This window comes from Acinetobacter sp. 1294243 (assembly GCF_000588015.1).
Classification (GTDB): domain Bacteria; phylum Pseudomonadota; class Gammaproteobacteria; order Pseudomonadales; family Moraxellaceae; genus Acinetobacter; species Acinetobacter pittii.
The window spans coordinates 129809-147024 of sequence record NZ_JFXG01000007.1 but is presented as its reverse complement, the minus strand read 5'-3'; the positions used below and the strand labels follow the sequence as shown (position 1 = coordinate 147024).

Sequence of the window (17216 nt, the reverse complement as noted above, 5' to 3'; positions counted from 1 at the left end):
CTCTCACTTCAACGATTCTTCATGAGCATTTAAAGCAAGCTTGGCTGATGAACGTTTTAAATAATAGAAAAATGTAAGAACAACAACTAATGGGACTCCAAACTGTAAAGTTGACTTGAATTCATTGGTAAACCACGTTGTGATCGTAATACTTAAAATTGCGATTAATCCTAAAAGGGAGATTAACTGACTCGCTGGAACCTTAAATTTTAACTGTTCTCCTTTTCGTGCCATATTCCTTCTAAAAAACATATGGGTAACAAAAATACTGCCCCAAGTGAACAACGCACCAAACATAGATAAAGCAATCATGATCGGGAAAGCAGAGCTCGGATTAATGGTATAAACAATACTCGCAATACCAATACCAACAGCTGACAATAACAACGCATTAATTGGTACGCCATTATGACTAATACGACCAAATAGTTTTGGTGCATCACCTGCTCGTGACAAGCTAAATAGCATACGTGTTGAGATATACAACATACTATTCATAGCTGATAAGGCCGCGACAATTACAATAAAATTTAAAATACTGTCCGCATATGGAATGCCTACAATTTTCATTACCATCACAAATGGGCTGGTCGCATCGGCTCCAATTAAAGTTGTCCATGGAACAAGTGCCACAATAAGAAATAAAGACAGTAAATAAAATAGGATTAAGCGAATTGCCGTACTTTTAAAAGCTTTCTTAACAGCTCTTTCTGGATCTTTAGCCTCACCTGCTGCAACAGCGATCATTTCAATACTTAAATAACTAAATATTGAAATGATTACTCCAATCCAGACTCCACTAAAACCATGAGGAAAAAAGCCCCCATGATCAGTTAGATTAGAGACAACCTGAGCTGTTCCTCCATGACTTTGAGTCAGAATGCCAATTGCTAAAAGAATAAATACAATAATTGCAAAGACTTTTATTGTCGAAAACCAATATTCAACCAACCCAAATGCTTTAACACTATATGCATTAACCACAAGCAAAGTCAGCGAGAAAAACGCAATCCAGACCCAAGAACCTACATGTGGAAACCATAATTTCATATAGTCAGCAACTGCTGTAATTTCTGTACCGACCGCTAATACAATACACGCCCAATAACAATAACGGACTAAAAACCCAGCAAGCGGACTTACATAATGCTCAGCATATGCCCCAAATGAGCCTGACGTAGGGTGCTGGACTGTCATCTCAGCCAAACAAGCCATAATAGCAAATGCGATTAAGCCTCCAATGGCATAACTCACAATGACGGCTGGGCCAGCAAAGCTAATTGCGAACTTGCTTCCCATGAACAGCCCTGTACCAATCGCTCCACCAATTGCAATCATTCCCATCTGTTTTGCGGATAATTTTTTATGTAAACCCGCTTCTCGATTTTGTATTTCATCAAAACTGCTCATAGGCCCTCCTAGCCATTCTTCTGCTATTAACCCTTAATGATCAGGTCACTTCACTGCGCACCAGATAACGCTCATTTTTCCATTCACTATTCAGCATAATTTGCTTAAGTTGTTGTACGGCATTCCAAATATCTTCAAATCCTAGATATAAAGGTGTAATTCCAAAACGTAATACTTCCGGCTCTCGATAATCCCCAATTACCCCACGCGCAATAAGCGCCTGAATAATTTCATAGCCAAACTCATGTCTGTAACTGACATGACTGCCACGATATTTATGGTTTAAAGGGGTAATGAGTTCAAAGCCAAACTGAGCACATTCTTGTTGAACAAGTTGAATAAACAAATCAGTTAATTTGAGTGATTTCTCGCGTATTTGTTGCATATCAGCTTGTAAGAAAATATCGATACCACATTCAATTAGGCTCATAGAAATGATGGGTTGAGTTCCGCACAAGTAACGGCGAATACTGTTAGCTGGTTCATAGTGCTGAGCCATATCAAAAGGTTTCTTGTGGCTCCACCAGCCTGAGAGAGGTTGCCAGAACTGATCACGATGCTTTCGATTTACCCATAACAACGCTGGAGAACCTGGGCCACCATTTAAATATTTATAAGTACAACCAATCGCAAAATCACTATTGCTCTGATTAAGATCCATAGGTACCGCACCAACCGAGTGACATAAATCCCAAATAATCAAAGCATCTTTAGCGTGAATTTGTTGATTAATAGATTCCATATCATAGAAATATCCAGTCCGATAATTCACATGAGAAAGAACAACAACCGCCACATCTTTTGCTAAAACACGAGATAAATCATCGGTGCCATCAATCAATTCAACTTGATAACCCTGATGAATCAAATCGATAAAGCCTTCAATAATATAAATATCGGTTGGAAAGGCATCTTTTTCTGCAACAATAATTTTACGTTCCGGAAATTTTTCAGCTTGAATTTTTACCGCTGCTGATAAAACTTTGAATAAATTTAGGGTCGTTGAGTCTGAAATAACGACTTCACCTTTTTCAGCACCGATAAGCTGCGCGACTTTATCTCCGAGTCTAGTCGGTAGTCCCCACCAATCGGCTTTATTCCAACTATTAATAAGGTCCTCACCCCACTCTTTTGCAATAATATGCTGAGCAACCTCTAATGATTTTTTTGGTCTTGCGCCTAAAGAATTCCCGTCTAAATAAATGATATTTTCTGGCAGTGCAAATTCATCTTTAAACTTTTTGAGTTCATCTTCCTGATCCCAATAGCAGCATTGTTCGTGAGTAATCATTTGTTATTTCACCTATTTTCAACATTTCCTTTGTATTTGAATTTTATCACGCCAATTCTTTTGATTTATTCGATAATATTTGATTAAAATTTGCTATTTTCGTATAAAATTCGAATTAAAATTAAAAAACATGGATGAAATTCGAAAATGAATGTAGATGCAATTGATCTTAAAATTTTAAAATATTTACAAGATAATGCTCGGTTAAGTAACCAAGAACTGGCGGATTTCGTTAACCTTTCGGCTTCAGCTTGTCATCGGCGAGTTAAAATTTTAGAAAGCAATGGTGTAATTGAAAAATATCAAGCGAAAGTTAATTATGAAAAACTAGGTATAAAAATTGAGGCAATTGTCGAAATAAAGCTTGCCCAACTCACAGAAAATGATCACAACTTCTTTTTAAGTCAGATCAAAAATTTTGATGAAGTCATTAATGCATATATTATTACTGGCGAATCTAATTATGTTTTACACGTTGCGACCAAAGATTTGAGTTCTTTTTCTCATTTCGTCATTAATACCTTAAATAAAATAAAAGGTGTAGTGAGCATCAATTCCAAGATCATTTTACAAAAGATTGTGCAAAAGCCACTTTAATCCCTTATTTTTATTAAAGAGACATCTCATGATCGAAACAAAACGTTTAATTTTAAGACAATGGAAAGAAAGTGATGTTGAGCCTTTCATAACAATGGGCTTGGATCAAGATGTTATGCAATTTTTCCCAACTCTATTAACACCCCAAGAAAGCCTTAATTTAATCCAAAAAATTTCATCTCTCATTAATGAAAATGGTTGGGGCTTCTGGGCAGTAGAATTAAAAGAAACCCATCAATTTATCGGGTTTATTGGTTTACATAGCCAACCTGAACAATTTGACTTTTCTCCTTGTGTGGAAATCGGGTGGCGACTTGCAAAAGAATTCTGGAAACAAGGTTATGCAACTGAAGGAGCAAAAGCGGCTTTAGACTATGGTTTTAATGTACTGAATTTAGATAAGATCGTTTCATTTACCGCTAACATAAATACACCCTCTCAAGCCGTCATGGAAAGACTTGGAATGCACAAAGTTAAAAACTTTGATCATCCCAAGGTTCCTCTCCATCACCAACTAAAAGCACATGTGTTATATGAAATTACAAGCTCTTCATTTATTTTTTGATTAAAGTCAAAATTTTAAATTATTAATAAAAATTTTCTTAATCATCGAAATCATAGCCAACAGATGTAGAGGACTCCCAATACTCATGGATTTTACTTGCGATATCATCTTTTCCCATTGTAGTGAGTACATAAAAGAGTTTAGCCTCTTTATTTTTTCTTAGTATTAATAGGTTGTAGTAATCATACTCAGGCCCATTAAGACCTAATGTTGGCTGTGATTCACAGTGCTTTTCTGCTTTGTAATGCCATTCAAGCTTATAAGTATCAAGGCCATCAGCAGCATTGATTACAATACCGTCATTGGCTCCGCCAATAAATCCAATTTTCATTGCTTTCTCTATATTCTTATTAGGGTTAATTTTAAATATATCTTTAAACAAGTATCCTTCAATTTATAAAATGTATGTCAATACGTATCCTATGTAAGCAAAATTAACCATAAATATAGATAGCCTTTTAAGATTTCTTAATTATAAACTTTGCCTGTCTATTTTTACTTCAAACACAGTAAAAGTTATCCACTAAAAAGCACTTATTATTGTTTCCTGTTTTGCAAAATTACACGCTATAATTTTCAAATCATTTATCCTCCCTACCCATCACATTAATCAAAACACCTTTTGAAAGAATTAATGGGTGGAGTTTTAAATTAATTTTATATCTCGAAGTTTCTTTAATTAATGATTTTAAAAAGGATATATGGTAGATGTGTCTTAAAAAATTTGCTTTAAATGATTTTGGAGATATTTAGATATGTCTAAAATCGTAATGTTTGATAAGAATGGTACTTTTGTCAAATAATTGATTTATATGAGCTTTTAAACAGAAATTCAAGCTATAATAAAAATATGTACACAAGTATGTACACAAATAATAAGTTACAAAAATGATATTCAATTGACGAATACTTTACTGATTTCTTAGCTTAAGAAAAGAATTGTGATCTTGGGGATTGTTAGCCTTGTATTTAAAAATTGATAGGGTGACAAATAAGTTACCCTATCAATTTATTCAACCACACAATCAAATACTACAACCATCAATACCACAGCTTTGGCCTTCTGTGAACTTTAGTTCATTCTGCTTTTCTTCCCATACCTGCACTAATACATTTAAAAAAGTTTCTACAGACTGAGCACCACTAATTGAATATTTACCATTTACAATAAAAAGTGGCACTCCACTAGCGCCCATGGCATGTGCGCTGGCTTCATCTTTTAAAACTTCTTGTTTAAACGAAATATTACTAAAAGCACTATTAGCTTCTTCACTAGGAACTCCAACTTCATTAGCAAGCTCAACCAACACCTTATGATCAAAAATAGACTTACCTTCAGTTATGCTTGCCTTAAAAAACTTTTCTGTTAATACTTCACCAACACCCTTCTGTTGCGCCAACTTTACAATGGCATGGGCATCTAAAGTATCGCCAAAAAGCATACTATTAAAGTTATAGATCAGACCTTCTAGCTCACCTGCACTTTTTACATGGCTCATCATCGCATCAGCTCCACTTTTCCCACCAAATTTTTTATACAATGCATCTTTAAAAGGCTGTGGTGTAAGGCCACTTGCTAGACGGTAACTGTGATATTGGATAGTTACCTGATTTTTATGTTCAAAGGCATCTAAACCTTTCTCAAATCTTTTTTTAGCAATCCAGCACCAAGGGCAAACAAAATCTGACCATATATCTACGGTAATTTGTGAAGGTAAAGTTTTCATAAATATCTCAGTAAATTCATTAGATGTTTAAAACACGAAGTTTTAATGCCTAGCATCAAAAAATCCACTAGGCACTCCACTGTTTATTGGCCGTTATAATGCGGATAATCTGTATAGCCTTTTGCCGGAGATCCACTTACGCCATAGTAAGTTGTGCGATCACTTTCTGCCAAAGGCCAGTTATTTTGCATCCGCTCGACTAAATCGGGATTAGCAATATAAGGGACACCAAAAGCAATTAAATCGACCTCACCTTTTTCTAATGCCGCCTCAGCACTTTGTTGATTAAAGCCACCAGCTGCGATAATAGTTCCAGAAAAAGTTTCTCTGAATAAAGTTTTAAAATTTTGGGCTTCTAAAGGTGCTGTTTCATAGGTAGGTTGATAGTACAAATGGACATAGGCCAATTTACGTTTACCAAGAGCTGACGCAATATTTGCCCAAGTATCAACCTCGCCTTCATAAGGTGCCAAGTCATAAATACGACCAAAAGGAGAAAGTCGGACAGCCACTTTGTCATGGCCAATTTCTTGGGAAATAGCATCAATAGTTTCTAGAAGAAAACGTTGGCGATTCTCAACAGTTCCGCCATATTGATCTGTTCGGTTATTTAACTCAGTACTGAGAAACTGGTCAAAGATGAATCCATTTGCAGCCATAATTTCAATGCCATCAAACCCTGCTTCAATTGCTAATTGTGCAGATTTAACAAAATCATGAGTAACACGTTTGATTTCTTCAGTTTCTAAAGCTCTAGGTTTACTTGGCGCAACCGGACCGGGTTCACCCGAATCAGTATATGCAAATACTGTAGTATTGGTTGCTGGAATAACTCCAGAAGATACAGGTACTTGATTATCAGGTAAAACTGAAACATGCGACATTCTTCCCACATGCCAGAGCTGAGCAAAAATACGACCACCTTTTGCATGCACTGCTGCAGTAACTTTTTTCCATCCTTGCATTTGTTCATTATTATATAAACCAGGCGTATATAAATAACCACGCCCTTCTTCAGAAACAGGCAAGCCTTCAGTAATGATTAGACCTGCGGAAGCTCGCTGGGAGTAATAAAGCGCAGTAAGTTCATCTGCAACACCATTCAATGTTCGCGTACGAGTCATAGGCGCCATTACTACTCGGTTTTTTAATTGAATATCCACCAAATTATGGGGAGTGAATAATTTATTCATCACAGACCTCTAGAGAGATTTACAGATAATTAAGAAATTTCTTTAACGACACTCATCAATCAATGAATGACTCAGGCAATGACCTGTTTGTGAAGTACAAGATTTGCACTCCCTCATTCCTATTGCACAAATGACAAGTTGATGCCACTATATCAACCAACTAGTAGGTAGGCAAGAGTATTTTTAATTTAACCTGAATTTAATTTCGGTTAACAATTGATTAAATACTATCCTTTAACTGGATTGTGAATCTGTAAATACAGAAAAGAGGAAGTTTTATAATGCGTAAATTACACACTTTAAATGAAGATACCTTTCATGAAATTGAATGGAAAGAAGGTTTAGCAGTAGTCCGTTTTTATGCTCCTTGGTGTCCACCGTGCCACAATAGCGAAAGATTATTTAATACTTTTGTGGAAAGTATTGAAGATAATGTAATTGTTGGCACAGTTAATGTTGATCAGGCACCTGTTTTAACAACTCGTTATAATATATGGGGTTTGCCATCTGTTTTAATGTTCAAGGATGGGCAATTAATCCATCGTATTGTTGGAGTAAAACCTATATCCGATTATCAAAAAGCTTTAGATGAACTCATAAAATCTGAATCAAACAATGATGAGAAAAACGAAGCAAAGAGTTCCATTGGTACTCTGTGTTTAACGAAATCTGAGATTAAAGCTGAATAATTTTCTAAACTATTTTCTGTTAGTACTTGACATTTAAAATTAGCCCATATAATCTACAAACCAACTAGTAGGTAGGCTACTTTTAATCAATATTAATGATTAGGTGATCTTATGAGTGAGCAACAATTTAAAGGCCAGAAACTTCTCGTCATTGGTGGTACTAGTGGCATTGGTTTAGAAACAGCAAAGAAAGTCGCTGAACAAGGAGGGACGGTAGTAATTGTTGGCAATCGCGCAGATAAAGCCGAGACAGCCCGTAAACAATTAGTTGCTATGACAAGTGAAGAACAAGTTTTTGCACTGACTGCTGATTTAACAAATTTTGATAGTGTTCAAAAGTTAATTAGCAAATTGGATAGTGAACATAAAGACATTAACTTATTAGTTAATTCAGCAGGAATTTTTTATCCTAAAAGCTTCCTAGAGCATTCGCTAAGTGACTATAACAATTTCCTAGACCTAAACCGCGCATTTTTCTTTATTACCCAACAAGTTGCTTCATCAATGGTTGCGCAAAATAAAGAAGGATCAATTGTAAATGTTTCTGCCGTTGCAGCTCGCCAAGCTATCGAAACTGTCACAGCATCTGCCTATTCAATGGCAAAAATGGGTTTAGAAGCTATGACTCGTCATGTGGCTGCAGAGCTAGCAGAACATGGAATTCGAGTAAATGCTGTTAGCCCTGGAATGGTGGAAACCCGTATTTTCGAAAGATTTATTCCTTCAGATCAATTAGATAATGCACTTCAAGATTTCAATAGTTTTCATCCCTTAGGAAGAAATGGTACCCCAAATGATGTAGCAGAAACTATCGTATTCCTTCTTTCCGAAAAAACATCTTGGGTAACTGGTGCTATTTGGGATGTTGATGGTGGTGTCATGGCATCAAGAAAACTAGGCAAATAATATTTAATAAATGATGAGGTTTCAAAAATGAACGGTGAATGGACTAACAGATTATCTGCATTAGTTAAAAATATTGGTAATTTTGCAAAAGCAAATAAACCCGTTGCCACTGCTTTTCACAACTTAGAAGTTGCGACGCGTGAAAATAAAGTACTCGACGCAAAAACTCACGAGTTAATTGCGTTGGCAGTAGCAGTTACTACGCGTTGTGATGGTTGTATATCAGCTCATGCGGGCGCAGCTAAAAAAGCAGGCGCTACAAAAGAAGAAGTTGCGGCAGCTTTAGGAACTGCTATCGCTTTAAATGCTGGTGCAGCCTATGTTTACTCAGCACGAACTTTAGATGCTTATGACGAAATGTAACTTCACTAGAGGTTACATAAACAAGCTTAGTAATGGGGAAATTATTCTCCATTCACCAAAATTTATATCTTAATTGGAGTTCTATAATGAACAATGTAGTGAATGAAATTGATCTAAATGCTTTTCAACAATTTGCAGATAAAGTAAGCCAGAATCCTACCACTTCAAAAGCTCGTTTTAACGTACAAACAAGATGGGCGGGTCAAACACGTTCTGTTTCCACTGTGAAATCTTATGAACTTTTTGGTAAGACTTATGAACGTAACTTCCATATAGCTGCTGATGAACCTCATGAAATTTTAGGAACAGATAGTGCACCTAACCCACAAGAATTATTGATGGCGGCACTTAATGCATGTCTTACAGTTGCTTATGTAGCTATTGCTGCTACTAAAGGTGTCAAGATTAATTCATTAGAAATTGATACTTCTGGAGAGCTGGATCTCAGAGGTTTCTTAGGCTTAGATGAAAAAATTAATCCTGGATATGATGAAGTCCAATACACTGTAGTTATTGATACAGATGGGACACAAGAACAATTGGATGAAATACATAGTGCTGTTCTTAAAACTTCACCAAATTTCGCCAATTTTTCACGATCAATTCAAATGAAACCGCAATTAGTGATTGCAAACAAATAATATGTGATGGGTGGCATACTCGTTAATCTGATGATTCATCTTTAACAACAATGCTATAGTATGCCGCCAAATCTCTCTAATCTGGGAACTACGAATATGACCATTGATACTCGCCAAAGTTTAATTAACTCAGCAGAGCTTATGTTGAGATCAAGAGGTTATGCTGCTTTTAGTTATGCTGATTTAGAGAAGATTGTTGGAATTAAAAAAGCCAGTATTCATCATTATTTTCCCAAAAAAGAAGATTTAGGAATTTTAATAGTCGAAACATATATTGAACAGACTATTCAAGATTTTGAAAAAATCGAACGTGATTTTCCTAATGCATTCGGACGCCTTTGTGCCTTTGCTTCCTTATTTAGAAGCTCAATGTCTGAAGGAATGTTACCGTTATGTGGAGCTCTTGCTGCTGAAATGGCTGTTTTACCAGAGAGCATGCAGGAGTTAACTCGAAAGTATTTTGAAATCCAATTAACTTGGATAGAAAAAATCATCCATTTAGGTGTAGAAAATGGAGAACTTGCCGAAGGTGATGCAAATCAGCAAGCCTTTCAATTATTGAGTTTAATGGAAGGAAGTAGTTTTGTAAGATGGGCAATGAATAAAGGGACAGAGCTTGATCCTAAGGTAATAGGAAAAATTGTTGGCGTGCTTTCTTAAGATTAGCTCAGATATTTAAATCTTTTTAATTCAAATATCTAATCTATTTCTAATAAAAGTAAATAAATATAGGAATGCTTTAAATAAAGCATTCCCTTTATATTCGTCCATATATAGCACCCGCTATGACCATCCCAACAAAATTAGTTTAATTTTTATGTCAGATGAAATATCCATCGGACAATCTCTAATTTTATGGTAGTACTTTAAATATTAGTCTACCTAAATGGGAGTGCCCCTATATGGTAGGTTACAACATTCAGAATAATAAAAAAAATTATGGCTTACATGCCACTACTATTATTAGTTTGGCTCAATTATTGGCCACATCATTGTGGTTTAGTGCAAATAGTGCAGCAATAGATTTAATGCAACAATGGCAAATAAAAGTTGCAGATATTGGTTGGATTACCAACGCTGTTCAAGCAGGATTTATCATTGGAACTTTTGTATTTGCTTATACAGAAATAGCAGACCGCTTTAAAGCCAGACATATTTTTGTTTGTTCAGCACTATTAGGCGCCTTTTTTAATTTCTGCTTTGCATGGTTCGCTCATGGATTTATGGATGCCCTTATATATCGTTTTCTCGTGGGATTATGTCTTGCAGGGATCTATCCAATCGGAATGAAACTTATCGTTCTATGGGCACCTCATCAGGCTGGGCGAGCACTAGCAAAATTAGTTGCTATGCTGACATTAGGCACAGCTCTTCCCTATTTTATTAATAGTTTCCCCACTCATTTTGCATGGCAAACAGTCATGATCTGTTCTTCAAGTCTTGCATTGATCGCAGCCTTGTTAATTTACCAGCTAGGAGACCCAACAGTCTCTCCAAAATCACAAAATATAGTGTCATCAGGTGGTACTTTTCAGGTTTTCAAAATTCGAAAATTTCGTGCAGCTGCTATAGGCTATTTTGGTCATATGTGGGAATTATATGCCTTTTGGACGATTATTCCTTTATTTATTGCTAAATCAGGTATTCCAGAAAAATTGGGATACAACAACATTTCGCTCCTTACTTTTTTTGTAATGGCATGTGGAGCAATTGGTTGCTTGGTGGGCGGATATCTTTCTAAATATATAGGTAATAGATATGTTGCTATAGGATCTTTATCTATCTCAGGTTTTAGTTGCTTGGTATTTGCTCTAGGCTGGCGTTTTTTACCTGCGTGGTTCTTATTGGTTTTATTTGCGATCTGGGGAGCATCTGTTATTGCAGACTCACCGCAATTCTCTGCGCTTTCCGCCCAATCTTGTCCATCCGAAAAAGTTGGTGCGGCATTAGCTATTCAAAATTCAATTGGTTTTACACTGACTATCATATCTATTGCATTGACAACCTATGCCTTTGAAATAATTGGCTTGGATTCAGCATGGATATTATTGATTGGCCCCATTCTAGGTGTTGCTGGATTCTACTATTCAGCAAATAAAGGAGTTATCCATGTCTAAACATTACGATTATATTGCAATTGGTGGAGGTAGTGGCGGTATAGCCTCTGTAAATCGAGCAGCCATGTATGGAAAAAAATGTGCATTAATTGAAGCGGGAGATATTGGTGGCACATGCGTTAATGTTGGCTGTGTCCCTAAAAAAGTGATGTGGTACGCTGCTCATATTAGTGATGCAATTCGTCAATATGCGCCATCATATGGTTTTACTACGGAAGTAAAATCATTTGATTGGCAGAAACTCATTAGAAATAGACAGGCATATATCGAAAGAATTCATACCTCTTATAACAATGTCCTCAGTAAAAATAATGTTGATGTCATACATGGGTTTGCAAAATTTATTGATAAAAACACAATTGAAGTAAACGGAGATTTATTAACAGCTGATCACATTCTCATAGCTACTGGTACAGAAGCGAGTTGGCCTGCAATTGAAGGGGCTGAACATGGTATCGATTCAAATGGCTTTTTTGATTTAGAAGTACTACCAAAACGTACCGCTATTGTGGGTTCAGGATATATTGCAGTAGAAATAGCTGGTGTCCTTAAATCATTAGGTTCAGATGTCCAGCTTTTTATTCGACGCGAAAAACTCCTACGTAATCTAGATCAGTTCTTAGGAGAAGCATTATTAGAAATTATGCAGAGTGAGAATATTAAAATTCATAAAAATGCTGAAATCAGTAAAGTAACAAAATTAGAAGACGGTTCTATCATGTTGCATTTAAAAGATGGAACTCAACAAGTTGTAGATTGTCTTATTTGGGCTGTTGGAAGGAAACCCAATACCAAAGCTCTCCAACTTGAATTAACAAATGTAAAATTGGATGAACAAGGGTTTATCAAAGTTGATAAGTTCCAAAATACAACACGCGCTGGTATTTATGCAGTTGGAGATATTACTGGAAAGGTTGAATTAACACCTGTTGCAGTTGCTGCCGGACGTAGGCTCGCAGAACGGTTATTTAATAACAAGCCTAATGAATGCTTAGATTACAACAATATCCCCACTGTAGTATTTAGTCACCCGCCTATTGGAACAGTTGGATTAACCGAAGAACAGGCGATTGAAGAATTTGGCAAAGATATGGTTAAAGTATACAAATCTTCATTTACAGCAATGTATGACGCCGTGGCACAACATAAACAACTCACTAAAATGAAACTTATATGTGTAGGTGTAGAGGAAAAAATTGTTGGTATCCATGGAATTGGTTTGAATATGGATGAAATTCTACAAGGCTTTGCAGTGGCTCTAAAGATGGGTGCAACTAAAAAGGACTTTGATAATACCGTTGCTATTCATCCTACATCATCTGAAGAATTCGTGACGATGCGTTGATTATTGTAATGCCAGAGATAATCATTGAAGTAGAGCATTTATTAAAAGAAGACTGATTTTTAATTCAATAAAAAGCCCTATTTATAGGGCTTTTTTTAAATCGCTTTTACGCAAATAGAGACATTTACATTGCTATTAATTGTATGTGCAGTACAACCACATAGAAGAAAGCTAAGTAATAGTAACTTCATTATGCTTCAGTAACTCTAATTGCTGTCACTCCGCTTAATAGCGGTAAGGTGTAACGCTTACTTGCTGGTTGAGGAGTATGTCCATACCAACGGAACTCTTGGAAATCTGAATCATTATATAGCGCGTAACACACTTTATTTGATTGGTTACCACCAAGACAAACAAGTTTCCCAGTGGTCTTATCACGTCCTACGACAAAACAAACATGGCCTCCACCTTTACGGGTTTTAATAGCAACACAACCATAAGCAGGTTTTGTTAGTTTTGCACCGTAATTCACGTAATCCAATGCACGGTACCAATGCTTAGGATAAGCAATACCAGCTGATTTCAAGCAATGAGCAACGAAAGTACCGCACCACGCTGTTTCATCATCCGCCCACCAAGCTTTAAGCTCTTTTAACCATTTCAGAATAGTTGGATTGTGCTGTTTACCTGGTATTTCTTGAAGACCAATATGTTTTTTTGCTTCAGCTATCCAAGCTAATTCATCAAGCTTTGTCGGTGTAGGAATATTCATTAAAGTGTTGATTCCTACTAACTGGCCCGATAATTGAGGCCCGTTAATACGCGGCTGAGAAATTTTCTTTCCGATCCATGACAGGCCCAGCATTAAAGTACCAGTCACAAACGCATGATATTTTTCAGGGATAACTTGATAATCTACCCCCCATTGTAATGCTGGTAGCAGAATAAGCATGATGAATGCACCTACTGCGGGCAACTTGACTGAAAGGTACTTCCAAGCACTATTTTCAATGAACTTCATTCATCTTTCCTCTTTTGTTGATTCATTTGCTCATTTAAAAGAGCCTTGATACGCAGTTCGCTTTCTTGTTCACGTAATTTGCTCACTTTTTCACGAAGTGCACTTTCCTTACGTTCCCGACGATCACGTCTCCACTGAAAAACAAAGCTGATGAATAGGCCTGCAATAGCAACAATTGCACCTGTATAGCTCAACCAATTGAAAGATGCTAAAGAACCAATTGCACTAGCAATGCCACTCAAAAAAGTTGTTTTATTGGCAAAGCTAGTGAGTGTGATTTCAAGTGTCTGATGCTCAGACATGGCCTATTCCCCAGATTTCATTTGTAGCTATTTTTGCAAGTGTTATTGTTCAAAATGGAGTATGGTTCCAAATACAAAGCACAAAAAAAGCCTGAATAATTCAGGCTTTTTAATTATTAATTTTTTATCGACTTCTACTAGCTAAAGCATTAAGACCTTTAATGACTTCCTGACCCAACTTTATAAAAGCGTTGTGACGTTCGATGTCATTTTCTAGATTCTTCTTACGGGTTTCCCATGCTGATGAATTGAAATAAGTACTTTCAAAACTCAAAGGCATTTTCAACGCATCTGATAAAGGCATTGGGCAGTTTTCAGAAATACTACTTGCTGTCTCAAGCAAAAGATCGGTCCAACTCTTTGATGATTCCTGTAAAAACGGAAGCGATGCGAAATCGTGCAGGCGCGTCATCTGCACCTCTTTCTACTAATATCCCGTGGTTATCAACACTTAACCTTAAATGAGTAAACAACTCATTGTTTAAATTATTAAAATCCTGATAACACAAATCAAAATCACTAGCTGGCATTTTCTTAATAAAATCTAGCCGCTGCTTAAATTGTTCTTCAAATAATTGAGGTTTTGTTCTATCGGGTAATAAAGCTAAGTGCTCATGATTAGAATAACTCAACTGAAATGACATCATGCAGGCAATCCATTCAGCGACATTCTTGCAATTTGCCTCTAAGAACTCCGCTTCCATTCCAATGAGCTGTCTAACCGTAACTCCATTTTGAGTAATTTCAGTTTTCCAATTATTTTCTGATTGAAGGAAAACTTTAGACCAGTCTGTATTCACTTCCAACATGGTATTACTTTGTTTTTCAAGATACTTAAGCAGAAGCAGATAACGTTCCTGAATTGTTAAAAGTAAAGGGTCCCCACTGTCTAAAGCTGACTTAAGAAAAGCTGTAAGTCTTTTTTCATTAAAATTTGGTGCAATGATTGAAATTTTAAGACACTGTTCAAAACTCAGCTCTTGCATTAGAAAGGTATTTTCACCAACTGGCACAGGATCAAATGTAATCATTAGTTGCCTCCATATAATGAGTAAATGTCTTTTGAGTCCCATGCAGTTCGACTCATTAAACTAATATTGACGGCTAAACTTAACCGGTTACCTTTTTCATCAATTGGTGCAACTATTGGTGCTGAAACACTTTCAATAATAAAAGGTTTATAAGTTTTGCCATGTGTAGTAAGAGATACAAAAGGTGGGATAACCCCTGAAAACAAACCTTCTAAGGTTGTATTTGAATCATTAACGACATTTTGCAGCGTAGAATCAGAGGATAATGATACTGGCAGGCTCCATGCCTCCAATTGCATAATTCTGTCTTCAACTTCTGATTTCGCATCACTAAAAGCCAAGAAAAAGATTGATAAATTGAGACGTACTGAAGAGGTAGATAGGAATACTTGAGTTGTATTCACTTTGGTTAAATTTGTGCGTCCCTCAACGCTTTTAAGTGCGCTTTCAGCAGTTGCTAAAGGACCAGAAGCCATATCACTTAATGCTGAAATGAATGGTGAGTTCTCTCCTAGCGTTGCAGCAGCTTGTAGCATTTGTCCAGTTTGAAGATTAGCCATGAGCATAGGCATTTTTAATTCTGGATTACTGTTTTCAAAAGGTGTTTGCCATTGGCTCTCAATACTTTTGTCGCCTTCAGTAAGCAATGCTCTAATTACTGGTGATGCAATTGCGTTTCCATCTTTATCACATAGAGAAAACTCAGCGTATTTGTGCTTTGAAATAGAACCGTAGAAAGGATCTGACTCAGTACTTGGCAACTTAGTTTTTGCTGTATTCACAGCTGGTGCATAAGCTAAAGCTTTGGACATATTTAAGTACTAACTCATAAAAATAAAGTTATTATCAATTAAAAAATAAGACCGTTTATTAGCTTTGTTCCAACATTACATCGACTAAAAATATTAAAAAAATAATTAGTTATTTTTGTATCAAGTTGATTGTGAGCAATTTTTTAGTATGATGGAATTGAAATTATTTATTTAAGCTTTTATTTGAGAATTTAAAAATGTTAGATTTATTCACACCAATTGTTGAAACTGAAAAACAGCATTATATTTTTAAATTTTTATCAAATGAAGCAATGTATGCTGAAAGGAATGTAATTTTAGATTGGGCAGATGGTTTTGTTGATAGAGATAATAAATTTGTAAAAGAATTCCAAACTACTTTTGAATCTTCTTTGATGGAATTATATCTAAATAAAATCCTTAAATCAGAAAATATTGATATAGACTATAAACATAATGCGCCAGACTTTGTGTGCAACAAAAATAATTCATCTTTTTGTATTGAAGCGACTATTGCAAATCCTGAACAAGATGGGTCACCAGCATATGGTTTTTCAGAAGACTATTTAAATTTCAATATAGACTTTAAAGAGTTCAATAGGAAATCAATTATTAGAATTGCCAATTCTATTGTCACTAAATCTCAAAAATATACAAAATCTTATTGCAAATATCCACATGTAGTTGGTAAACCTTTTATTATAGGTCTTAATTCTTTTGATCGTCCTCATTCCCACTTTATAGGTCATCGCGGTTTAATTGCAGTCCTATATGGAATTTATCTTAATGAAGAAAGGGCGATTTCGGATGAACTCAACTACATTCCAAGAGAAAGAATGGATTTTATTGAGAAAGATAATGGAGCAGAAATTCCCCTCGGTTTTTTTACAACTTCAGAGTATGAACATATTAGTGGTGTATTTTATAACCCGTATGCTAATTGGGGGAAAGTGCAAGCATTAGCTGAAGTAACTGAAGCAAATAAATATACCTATTTTAATGCGCTTTACACTAGGGATGAAGTAAATGAGGACACGTTAATCCCAGATATTCATAATGGCATTCCTAAATCAGAGTATTCAGAATCGGTCTTTGATGGTTTGTATATTTTTCATAATCCTCGTGCTAAATATCCAATTCCTGATTTTTTATTTAACCATCCCAAAATTGCTCATTTCAGTTTGGATAAAGACGGGAATATTATTGAAATAATAAAAGGTAAATTTTTACTTTCACGAAGTATAGTAGGTGCACGTGTAAGTTCCTTATTTCCTAAATTATGAATTC

Annotated in this window: 20 protein-coding genes; 10 read left to right on the top strand and 10 right to left on the bottom strand. The window is 35.8% G+C overall.

Annotated features, from left to right (window positions below):
• Window positions 1-3 precede the first annotated feature (3 nt).
• Window positions 4-1410 carry an amino acid permease gene (locus J655_RS14640; protein ID WP_032052605.1) on the bottom strand — a complete coding sequence of 469 codons (1407 nt, stop codon included), beginning with the start codon at window positions 1408-1410 and terminating at the stop codon, window positions 4-6.
• Between the two features lie 40 nt (window positions 1411-1450).
• Window positions 1451-2701 (bottom strand): kynureninase, encoded by a 1251-nt coding sequence (kynU, locus tag J655_RS14635; RefSeq protein WP_032006907.1) that lies wholly within the window; start codon window positions 2699-2701, stop codon window positions 1451-1453.
• A gap of 147 nt (window positions 2702-2848) precedes the next feature.
• Here kynU and gigD point away from each other — a divergent pair, with 147 nt between their 5' ends.
• Window positions 2849-3298 (top strand): Lrp/AsnC family transcriptional regulator GigD, encoded by a 450-nt coding sequence (gigD, locus tag J655_RS14630; protein WP_032052604.1) that lies wholly within the window; start codon window positions 2849-2851, stop codon window positions 3296-3298.
• A 28-nt stretch (window positions 3299-3326) separates the two neighbouring features.
• Complete coding sequence (locus J655_RS14625) at window positions 3327-3863, top strand: GNAT family N-acetyltransferase (RefSeq protein WP_032006906.1); 537 nt, start codon at window positions 3327-3329, stop codon at window positions 3861-3863.
• Window positions 3864-3900: 37 nt separating this feature from the next.
• Here the strand turns inward: J655_RS14625 and J655_RS14620 are convergent, their stop codons facing one another.
• The 3 genes from J655_RS14620 to J655_RS14610 form a co-directional block, all read right to left on the bottom strand.
• Window positions 3901-4194: a hypothetical protein gene (locus tag J655_RS14620; RefSeq protein WP_005073911.1), complete on the bottom strand. Its 294-nt coding sequence runs from the start codon at window positions 4192-4194 to the stop codon at window positions 3901-3903.
• Window positions 4195-4888: 694 nt separating this feature from the next.
• The gene (locus tag J655_RS14615) at window positions 4889-5590 is read right to left on the bottom strand and encodes a DsbA family oxidoreductase (protein WP_031980788.1); all 702 of its coding nucleotides are present in this window, start codon (window positions 5588-5590) and stop codon (window positions 4889-4891) included.
• Between the two features lie 83 nt (window positions 5591-5673).
• Window positions 5674-6783, bottom strand: a complete 1110-nt coding sequence (locus tag J655_RS14610; protein ID WP_031980787.1) for an alkene reductase — start codon at window positions 6781-6783, stop codon at window positions 5674-5676.
• A 281-nt stretch (window positions 6784-7064) separates the two neighbouring features.
• Between J655_RS14610 and J655_RS14605 the strand changes: the two genes are divergently transcribed.
• The 7 genes from J655_RS14605 to gorA all read left to right on the top strand — a co-directional run bounded on the left by J655_RS14605 (window position 7065) and on the right by gorA (window position 12844).
• Window positions 7065-7472, top strand: coding sequence for a thioredoxin family protein (locus J655_RS14605; RefSeq protein ID WP_032052603.1), 408 nt, complete (start codon window positions 7065-7067; stop codon window positions 7470-7472).
• A 111-nt stretch (window positions 7473-7583) separates the two neighbouring features.
• Complete coding sequence (locus J655_RS14600; RefSeq protein WP_031980784.1) at window positions 7584-8378, top strand: SDR family NAD(P)-dependent oxidoreductase; 795 nt, start codon at window positions 7584-7586, stop codon at window positions 8376-8378.
• Window positions 8379-8405: 27 nt separating this feature from the next.
• The gene (locus tag J655_RS14595; RefSeq protein ID WP_013197542.1) at window positions 8406-8741 is read left to right on the top strand and encodes a carboxymuconolactone decarboxylase family protein; all 336 of its coding nucleotides are present in this window, start codon (window positions 8406-8408) and stop codon (window positions 8739-8741) included.
• 86 nt (window positions 8742-8827) lie between these two features.
• A complete protein-coding gene (locus J655_RS14590; RefSeq protein WP_032052602.1) occupies window positions 8828-9382 on the top strand; it encodes an OsmC family protein in 555 nt (184 codons plus the stop codon).
• 96 nt (window positions 9383-9478) lie between these two features.
• A complete protein-coding gene (locus tag J655_RS14585) occupies window positions 9479-10042 on the top strand; it encodes a TetR/AcrR family transcriptional regulator (RefSeq protein ID WP_031980783.1) in 564 nt (187 codons plus the stop codon).
• Window positions 10043-10284: 242 nt separating this feature from the next.
• Window positions 10285-11499, top strand: a complete 1215-nt coding sequence (locus tag J655_RS14580; RefSeq protein ID WP_032052601.1) for an MFS transporter — start codon at window positions 10285-10287, stop codon at window positions 11497-11499.
• Window positions 11492-12844, top strand: a complete 1353-nt coding sequence (gorA, locus tag J655_RS14575; RefSeq protein ID WP_032052600.1) for a glutathione-disulfide reductase — start codon at window positions 11492-11494, stop codon at window positions 12842-12844. Before J655_RS14580 ends, gorA begins: the two co-directional genes overlap by 8 nt.
• 190 nt (window positions 12845-13034) lie before the next feature.
• On the opposite strand, the gene J655_RS14570 is transcribed toward gorA, so the two are convergent.
• The 5 genes from J655_RS14570 to J655_RS14550 all read right to left on the bottom strand — a co-directional run bounded on the left by J655_RS14570 (window position 13035) and on the right by J655_RS14550 (window position 15950).
• Complete coding sequence (locus J655_RS14570; protein WP_032052599.1) at window positions 13035-13805, bottom strand: TIGR02594 family protein; 771 nt, start codon at window positions 13803-13805, stop codon at window positions 13035-13037.
• Window positions 13802-14107 carry a holin gene (locus J655_RS14565; RefSeq protein WP_032052598.1) on the bottom strand — a complete coding sequence of 102 codons (306 nt, stop codon included), beginning with the start codon at window positions 14105-14107 and terminating at the stop codon, window positions 13802-13804. Before J655_RS14565 ends, J655_RS14570 begins: the two co-directional genes overlap by 4 nt.
• Window positions 14108-14231: 124 nt before the next feature.
• Window positions 14232-14450 (bottom strand): hypothetical protein, encoded by a 219-nt coding sequence (locus tag J655_RS14560; protein ID WP_032052597.1) that lies wholly within the window; start codon window positions 14448-14450, stop codon window positions 14232-14234.
• On the bottom strand, window positions 14443-15138 hold the full coding sequence (locus J655_RS14555) for a hypothetical protein (protein WP_032052596.1): 696 nt from the start codon (window positions 15136-15138) through the stop codon (window positions 14443-14445). Before J655_RS14555 ends, J655_RS14560 begins: the two co-directional genes overlap by 8 nt.
• Window positions 15138-15950: a hypothetical protein gene (locus J655_RS14550; RefSeq protein ID WP_032052595.1), complete on the bottom strand. Its 813-nt coding sequence runs from the start codon at window positions 15948-15950 to the stop codon at window positions 15138-15140. The genes J655_RS14555 and J655_RS14550 overlap by 1 nt, the downstream gene beginning before the upstream one ends.
• A 197-nt stretch (window positions 15951-16147) precedes the next feature.
• On the opposite strand from J655_RS14550, the gene J655_RS14545 reads away from it, so the two are divergent.
• Entirely contained in the window at window positions 16148-17212 is a 1065-nt protein-coding gene (locus J655_RS14545; RefSeq protein ID WP_032052594.1) for a hypothetical protein, read from the top strand.
• The last annotated feature ends 4 nt before the right edge of the window (window positions 17213-17216 follow it).